The sequence below is a fragment of the Arthrobacter sp. sptzw32 genome, from assembly GCF_059089735.1.
Window position 1 is genome coordinate 1 of record NZ_JBNHEZ010000034.1, and the last position, 268, is coordinate 268.

At 61.2% G+C, this 268-nt stretch carries 1 protein-coding gene; it reads right to left on the reverse strand.

The window, feature by feature from the left end; all coding sequences use genetic code 11:
* The coding region (locus tag AC5RVN_RS17480; protein WP_494138759.1) for an IS3 family transposase at positions 1–268 on the reverse strand (268 nt) is incomplete at both ends.

Sequence of the window (268 nt, forward strand, 5' to 3'; positions counted from 1 at the left end):
CTTCTTCGCAACCGTCCACCCTTGCTTGAGTAGCTCCGTATGGATCCGCCGGTGCCCGTACCGGCCATGATTCGTTTCGAAGATCTCCGTGACCGCCACTTGAAGCTTCTCTTTCGGGTCCGGGGCCTGGAGACGGGCCTGGTGATAGAAGAACGTTGAGCGGGCCAGGCTCGCGATCTCCAGCAGGACCGGGAGAGGGTAGTCAGCCTTGAGGGAAACGACGGCCTGGACCTTCAGTGTCGTCCCTGATCCCTCAAGGCCCGCAGTT